This window comes from Marinobacter sp. OP 3.4, from assembly GCF_036224885.1.
Classification (GTDB): domain Bacteria; phylum Pseudomonadota; class Gammaproteobacteria; order Pseudomonadales; family Oleiphilaceae; genus Marinobacter.
Genome location: NZ_JAVVLT010000044.1, coordinates 1 through 7,886, shown reverse-complemented (window position 1 = coordinate 7,886; position 7,886 = coordinate 1). Strand labels below are relative to the sequence as shown.

Annotated in this window: 5 protein-coding genes; 1 reads left to right on the top strand and 4 read right to left on the bottom strand. The window is 60.8% G+C overall.

Features of this window, described 5'->3' with window-relative positions; translation table 11 throughout:
- Positions 1-74: 74 nt before the first annotated feature.
- The 3 genes from uvrA to pomA all read right to left on the bottom strand — a co-directional run bounded on the left by uvrA (position 75) and on the right by pomA (position 4,673).
- On the bottom strand, positions 75-2,894 hold the full coding sequence (gene uvrA / locus RO069_RS08340; RefSeq protein ID WP_328186682.1) for an excinuclease ABC subunit UvrA: 2,820 nt from the start codon (positions 2,892-2,894) through the stop codon (positions 75-77).
- Positions 2,895-2,988: 94 nt separating this feature from the next.
- Positions 2,989-3,903: a MotB family protein gene (locus tag RO069_RS08335; RefSeq protein ID WP_328186680.1), complete on the bottom strand. Its 915-nt coding sequence runs from the start codon at positions 3,901-3,903 to the stop codon at positions 2,989-2,991.
- Positions 3,904-3,908: 5 nt separating this feature from the next.
- Positions 3,909-4,673, bottom strand: a complete 765-nt coding sequence (gene pomA, locus RO069_RS08330; protein ID WP_328186678.1) for a flagellar motor protein PomA — start codon at positions 4,671-4,673, stop codon at positions 3,909-3,911.
- Positions 4,674-4,872: 199 nt separating this feature from the next.
- Here pomA and RO069_RS08325 point away from each other — a divergent pair, with 199 nt between their 5' ends.
- Entirely contained in the window at positions 4,873-6,147 is a 1,275-nt protein-coding gene (locus RO069_RS08325; protein WP_328186677.1) for an MFS transporter, read from the top strand.
- Positions 6,148-6,216: 69 nt separating this feature from the next.
- Here the strand turns inward: RO069_RS08325 and RO069_RS08320 are convergent, their stop codons facing one another.
- Complete coding sequence (locus RO069_RS08320) at positions 6,217-7,236, bottom strand: IS30 family transposase (protein ID WP_091855222.1); 1,020 nt, start codon at positions 7,234-7,236, stop codon at positions 6,217-6,219.
- Positions 7,237-7,886: the final 650 nt, after the last annotated feature.

The following is a 7,886-nucleotide window of genomic DNA, read 5'->3' as shown; positions in this document are numbered from 1 at the left end:
CCCCGCGACCGGACTGCGGAGTTGCCCGCTCCCCCTCTCCCCAACCCCTCTCCCTCCAGGGGAGAGGGGCACAACTAGCCCACCAGTGGCTTCAGATACCGCCCGGTATGGGAGCGCTTGTTGTGGGCCACTTCCTCCGGCGTGCCTTCAGCAATAATCTCACCACCCCCTGAGCCGCCCTCCGGACCCAGGTCGATGATCCAGTCGGCGGTCTTGATGACATCCAGGTTGTGCTCGATCACCACCACCGTGTTGCCGTGATCCCGTAGCCGCTGGAGAACCGTCAGCAACTGCTGGATATCGTAGAAGTGCAGGCCGGTGGTGGGCTCGTCGAGGATGTACAGGGTCTTGCCGGTATCCCGCTTGGACAGTTCCCGCGACAGTTTGACCCGCTGGGCCTCGCCGCCGGACAGGGTAATGGCGCTCTGGCCCAGGCGAATGTAGGACAGGCCCACATCCACCAGGGTCTGCAGCTTGCGGGCCAGGAAGGGCACCGGGTCGAAGAACTCCCGGGCCTCCTCCACGGTCATGTCCAGCACCTCGTGGATGTTCTTGCCCTTGTACCGTACTTCCAGGGTCTCCCGGTTGTAGCGCCTGCCCTTGCACACGTCGCAGGGTACGTAGATATCCGGCAGGAAGTGCATTTCCACCTTGATCATGCCGTCGCCCTGGCAGGCCTCGCAGCGGCCCCCTTTCACGTTGAAGCTGAAGCGGCCGGGCTTGTAGCCCCGGCTGCGGGCTTCCTGGGTGCCGGCAAACAGTTCCCGCACCGGGGTGAAGATACCGGTGTAGGTGGCCGGGTTGGAGCGGGGCGTGCGGCCGATGGGGCTCTGGTCGATGTCGATGACCTTGTCCAGGTTATCCAGACCCTGGAGGGACTGGTAGGGTCCGTGGGTCAGGCTGGTGGCCTTGTTCAGCCTGGTGGCCGCCACCGGGTACAGGGTGCTGTTGATCAGGGTGGACTTGCCGGAGCCGGACACACCGGTGATGCAGGTCATCACGCCCAGGGGCAGTTCCAGGGTCACATCCTTGAGATTGTTGCCGCTGGCACCGGTCAGGGTCAGGGTCTTGCCATTGCCCCGGTTACGGGTGGCCGGCACGGCGATCTCCCGGGTGCCCTTGAGGTACTGCCCGGTGAGGGAGTTGTCGTTGGCGATGATATCGTCCGGCGTGCCCTGGGCCACCACATGGCCGCCGTGGACGCCGGCGCCGGGGCCCACGTCCAGCACATGGTCGGCGGCACGAATGGCGTCTTCATCGTGTTCCACCACGATCACCGTGTTGCCCAGGTCCCGCAGGTGGGTGAGGGTGGCCAGCAGCCGGTCATTGTCCCGTTGGTGCAGGCCGATGGAGGGCTCATCGAGGATATACATGACGCCTACGAGGCCAGCGCCGATCTGGCTGGCCAGGCGGATGCGCTGGGCTTCGCCGCCGGACAGGGTGTCGGCGCTCCGCTCCAGGGTCAGGTATTCCAGCCCCACATTGACCAGGAACTGCAGCCGTTGGCGTACTTCCTTGAGGATCTTCTCGGCAATCTCGCCCTTGGTACCGGGCAGCGTCAGGTCATGGAAATAGCTGTGGGCATCCCCCACCGGCAGGTGGGTGATGTCCGGCAGGTTGTGTTCGTCGATGAAGACATGGCGGGCGCCACGGCGCAGCCTTGAGCCGCCGCAGTCCTTGCAGGGCTGGGTGCTCAGGTGCCGGGCCAGTTCTTCGCGCATGCTCTGGGATTCGGTTTCCCGGTAGCGGCGTTCCAGGTTGGGCAGCACCCCTTCGAACGGGTGCTCCTTCTCCATGATATGGCCCCGGGAGTTCACGTAGCGGAAAGGGATCTCCTCCTTGCCGGAACCGTGCAGGACCACGGTCTGGAAGTCTTCCGGAAGATCCTCAAACGGCGTGTCCATATCGATGCCATAGTGCTCTGCCACGCTGGTGAGCATCTGGAAATAGTAGACCGCCCGACGGTCCCAGCCGCGAATTGCCCCTGCTGCCAGGGTGGCGCCGGGGTTGTACACGACTTTCTCGGGATCGAAGAACTGGCGCACGCCAAGGCCGTCGCAGGTGGGGCAGGCGCCGGCGGGATTATTGAAGGAGAAGATCTTCGGTTCCAGCTCGCTCAGGGAATAGCCGCACTGGGTACAGGCATAGCGGGCGGAGAAAGTTTCATCTTCCTGCTTGCCGTCCATATCCGCCACCAGGGCAATGCCGTCGGCCAGCTCCAGGGCGGTTTCGAAGCTCTCAGCCAGGCGCTGCTCAAGCCCTTCCTTCACTTTGAAACGGTCCACCACCACATCAATCGAGTGCTTCTTTTTCTTGTCCAGGGGCGGCACGTCGTCGATGTCGTAGACGTAGCCATCCACCCGCATGCGAATGAAGCCCTGGCTGCGCATGGTGTCGATGACCTGCAGGTGTTCGCCCTTGCGGTCGCGGATCACCGGCGCCACGATCATCAGCTTGCTGCCCTCGGGCATGGCCAGCACCTGGTCCACCATCTGGCTGACGGTTTGGGCTTCCAGCGGCTGGCCGTGGTCCGGGCAGCGGGGTTCGCCGGCGCGGGCGAACAGCAGGCGCAGGTAGTCGTAGATCTCGGTGATGGTGCCCACGGTGGAGCGGGGGTTATGGGAGGTGGACTTCTGTTCGATGGAGATGGCCGGAGACAACCCCTCGATGTGGTCCACGTCCGGCTTCTCCATCATCGACAGGAATTGCCGGGCATAGGTGGAGAGGGATTCCACATACCGACGCTGGCCTTCCGCGTAAAGGGTGTCGAATGCCAGGGAGGACTTGCCGGACCCGGACAGCCCGGTGATCACGATCAGCTTGTCCCGGGGCAGCTCAACATCGATGTTCTTCAGGTTATGCGTGCGTGCGCCTTTGACCTGGATGGACTCCATAATGCTCCTCTGGCGATTAAAATCTCAGCAAGGGAATACGCCAGTATACCGGCTTCAGGTCTCTGGCCAAGCGTCCAGGGTGATCCGGTGCTGGTTACCAGGTCAGTGTTTCCCCTGACGGGGCCGGTGTGCGGTCTGGTTCCACCAGGATGTCCGGGGGCAGTTCGTCCAGGGTGGTCGGGGTTTCGCCGGGATCATCCGACAGGTCGACGATGATTTCCACACGACGGTTGAGGGCACGGTTCTCCGGCGACGAATTGGGCCGACGGGGCTCGGTGGAGGCCAGCCCCATGACCCGGAATCGTGCCTCGTCCAGCGGCCCGGCCTCAATCAGCGCATTGGCCACCGCCGCCGCCCGGTCGGCGGACAGGTTCCAGTTGGATTCATAGCGACCACCACTGCTGATGGGTACGTCATCCGTGTGGCCCTCCACGGTCAGATCCCCCGGTATGTCCACCAGTACCTTGCCCATGCGGTACAGCAGGTCGACCATGGAGTAAGTCAGCTCGGCGGAGCCGGAGGCGAAAGACCCCCGTTCTTCAATCCGTATGATGATCTGGCGTTTGCCCGGATCCACCTGCACGTCGAGCTGGCCCGCGGTGATTTCCTGTTCCAGCACCTCTGCCAGGTCGTTGGCAAAGGTCATGGCGGAGGCGGTGGCCTGACCCTTGGCCTGTTCCCCGGGTTGGGTGCCGGGTTCACGGTCCAGGAACGGGTCCGTTTCGGTGGTGCTCTGCCGGACCTCATCCAGGTCCGTGGGTTCGGGCTTGCCGGGGGTGAAGTGCTGGAACACGGGACTGGTGCCCTGGGGGATATCCACTGCCGCCACTTCCCGCTGAACGCCAAATGCTTTCGACATTTCCTGGGCAATCTGCTTGAACTTCATGGCATCGATCTCCGAGAAGGAGAGCAGCAGCACAAAGAAGCACATCAGCAGTGACATCAGATCGGCAAAGGTCACCACCCAGGCCGGGATACCCGGTTTTTCCTCTTCCGGCAAATCGTCCATGGGGGTCAGGCTCCGGATTCGGCCGTGTCACGCTTTGCCGGTGGCAGGTAGCTGGACAGCAGCTGTTCGATCACCCTCGGGTTCTGGCCGTTCTGGATCGCCACCAGGGCATCCGAGATCAGGGACTGCATCCGGGCTTCCTCTGTCAGGCGGAGCTCCAGCTTGTCGGCGATGGGGTTGGCGATCATGGTGGCGATCATGGCACCGTACAGCGTGGTCAGCAGGGCCACCGCCATGGCCGGACCAATGCTCTTGGGGTCCTCCATGTTCGACAGCATCTGCACCAGGCCGACAATGGTGCCGATCATGCCCATGGCCGGCGCCACGTCTGCCAGGGCCCGGAACACCTTGGCACCGAAGCGGTTGCGGTCCATGGTAAGTACGCGTTCCTTGTTGAGCAGTTCCCTGATGGTGTCGGCGCCCTGGCCGTCCACCAGGTACTGGATGCCCTGCTGCAGGTACTCCGAGCTGGCTTCCCGGCCTTCCAGGTTCAGAACCCCCTGCTTGCGGGCCACATTGGCGATGTCCACCAGTTCCTCGATCAGGTCCTGGGTGTCCGGCAGTTTGAACTTGAACGCCCGGCCCGCCGCCTTGAGGGCGCCGAAGTACTGTCTGAAGCTGAACTTGGCCAGCACCACCGAGAGGCTTCCAAGTACCACGATCAGCACCGAGGGGGCGTTCATGAACACGCCCGGAGAGGCGCCGAGAATGATCGCCATGCCAATGATGACGGCGCCTCCGACGAGGCCTATCAAGGTTGCTAGATCCACGATTTACTACCCGACGATAAATGTGAGCGAATTGTAATCAGGGGTGCCCGCCTTGAACAGATAAAAGGTTCGACGACGTGACAAGCTTGGAAAGATGGTCCCGGTGCCGCAACGTTGACCCAGGCCATGATCGGATGCGCAAATTTGTCGGGTTCATCTGGTAGACTGGCGGCTTTCATTCTCACGCTGCGACATTTTGATGAACGATTCTGAACGCCGGGCGGTGGCCGCACTGGCATCCGTCTATTCCATGCGCATGCTGGGCCTGTTCATGGTGCTGCCGGTATTCGCCCTGCTGGGGCCGGAACTGGTGGGCGCCACCCCCGCACTGGTGGGTATGGCCATCGGTGTCTACGGGCTCAGCCAGGCGTGCCTGCAGGTTCCTTTCGGGGCGATGTCGGACCGGCTGGGCCGCAAGCGCCTCATTTATCTTGGTCTCGTTATCTTTGCGATTGGCAGCCTGGTGGCAGGTTCGTCCGATCATATCGTCGGGGTTATCCTCGGCCGCGCCCTGCAGGGGGCGGGGGCCATCGCCAGTGTGTTGATGGCGCTGGTCAGCGACCTTACCCGGGCGGAACAGCGTACCAAGGCGATGGCGAGCATCGGTGTGACCATCGGGCTGTCTTTCTCGCTGTCACTCATCCTGGGGCCGCTGCTGAGCGAATTCGCGGGCCTGTCGGGGCTCTTCTACCTCACGGCGGTGCTGGCCCTGGTGGCCATGGTGATTGTCTGGAAGCTGGTGCCGGATCCCCCGGCCATGGTGACCGAAGGTGAGCACCTGCCGACCCGGGAAATGCTGGGGCAGGTATTGCGGGACCCGCGGTTGCTGCGGCTGGACTTCGGCATCTTTGCCCTGCACCTGGCCCTGACAGCCTTGTTCATCCAGGTACCGGTGATGCTGTCCGACAGGCTCGGGCTGGCGGTGGACGACATGTGGTGGTTCTACCTGACGGTAATGGTAACCTCCTTCTTCGCCATGGTGCCGTTCATTATCCTGGGTGAAAAGAAGCGCCGGATGAAAGCCGTTCTCTGTGGTGCGGTGGCGCTGCTGGTGCTGGCCAGCATGGCCCTCTGGCAATGGGCCGTCACCCTGACGGCGGCCTGGTTCGGGCTGTTCTTCTTCTTTATGGCGTTCAACCTGCTGGAGGCCAGCCTGCCATCGCTGATCAGCAAGGAATCGCCGGCAGGCGCCAAGGGTACCGCCATGGGTGTCTATTCCACGTCGCAGTTCTTTGGCGCCTTCCTCGGGGGTGCCGCAGGTGGCGCCATGGCAGGCTGGGCCGGTGTGGATGGTGTCTTCGGGCTGATGGTGCTGGTCCTGCTGGCATGGCTGGTGGTGGCTGGTACCATGTCGCCCCCACGTTACCGGGATCGGGACGAATTCGTGGTAGAGTTGCAGGAATACGATACTGGCGATGGAGCGTCAGAGATGAACAACGACAGAGCAGGGGTGAATCATGGCACGAGGTGTTAACAAGGTCATTTTTATTCCTGTGACGAAAACTATACTTGGCGGTCTCCAACTCCAAGTGCAACACCCGGGTTAATGAACGCCTGACGGCGCATCCTGGGTTTGCTTGATCAGATCCATAAAGACCTCCAGCGGCGGCTTGAAGCCCAGTCGCTTTCGAGGCCGGGTATTGAGCTGGAAGGCGATGGCATCCAGCTCGTCCTGACTGAACACCGACAGGTCCGTGCCCTTGGGCATGTACTGCCGCAAGAGGCCATTGGTGTTCTCATTGATGGCCCGCTGCCAGGGACTGTGTGGATCGGCGAAGTAGATCGCCGTCCCGGTCTTCTGGGTGATCTCGGCGTGGCGCACCAGCTCGCGGCCCTGGTCGTAGGTGAACGTCTGGCGCATTTCCAATGGCACCCGGTTGAGGGCCGCGCTGAAGCCCTGAACGGCGGCGGTTGCGGTAGCGCCGTCCATCTTGGCCAGGAATACCAGGCCACTCACTCGCTCAACCAGAGTGCCTACAGCGGAGCGGTTGAACGCACCTTTGATCAGGTCGCCTTCCCAGTGCCCCGGCAAGAGCCGTTCATCGACTTCCGGCGGGCGAAGGTGAATGCTGACCAGATCCGGGATCTGCTGACGGCGGTCCACACCGCCCGCGCGGGGCCGGCGCTTGGTCTTGCCCTGGCGCAGGCATGCAATCAGCTCCTTGCGCAGCTCACCGTGAGGCTGGGCGTAGATGGCTTTGTACACCGTCTCATGAGAGACCTGATAGTCGGGCTGGTTTGGAAACATGGCCTTCAGTGTGCCGCTGATTTGTTGGGGAGACCACCAGTTTCGTAGCATGTCGAGGACGATCGCATAGAGATTCGTTCCTTCGACTAACTTGCACTTGGGCCGACAACGAACACGCGCTGAACATGCTGTTACCCTTGCTGCCTCGGCATCATAGGGCTGGTCGTTAACCGCGTGTCGTCGTAACTCCCGGCTCAAAGTACTGGGAGAGCGCTTCAACTCACGGGCGACGGCACGGAGGCTGGCTCCCTGGCGCATCATCAACATGAGTGTGACGCGGTCTGTGGTGCTGAGGTGGTGATAGTGATTTTTCATGGCAACACGATACTCGATCAGGGAGTGTTGCACTTAGTTATTGAGCGCGCGCTTCCTTAGTATTGGTTGGTAATGTTGAATATGATTTTTAAACTGTACGATTCTACAGGTTCTGGGTTATGGAGCTGATAGGGTCAGGCGAGGTCATCAACTGGTACGAATGAGGGTGGTAGCCCAGTGCTTCTCAGGACCACAAGGGACGCCTCAGTGAGGGGTGTGAAGATTGAAGGCTTCCCGTTAATCCTAAACGATAATTATGAGGTTGACTGGCTCACCTTGGAACACTTCCTTGATCTCCATCGATCAGTTGAGGTCAGCAGCTTAAAGCTCTATGCAAACCACCTGGTTGACTTCTTATCCCAGCTCGAAATAGATGACCTCCGACTTGATGATATAAACGATGATTGGCTGATCGCTTACAAAAGCTCGCTGCTCAAGCGAAAGAATTCTTCCGGTATCAGAAATTCAGGAAATTATGCATCTCAAGTCTTGCGAACGGTAGTTCATTACTTGTATTGGTTAGAACAAAACAAATTTGTACGGTACGTCATAGGGCAAACCAAACAATACAGAGTAAGAATTAAGGTAGATGAGAGGCGGAGTCTGTCAACGTAGTTGTCGCGTTTAAGCATTCAGCTCTTTAACAGTTC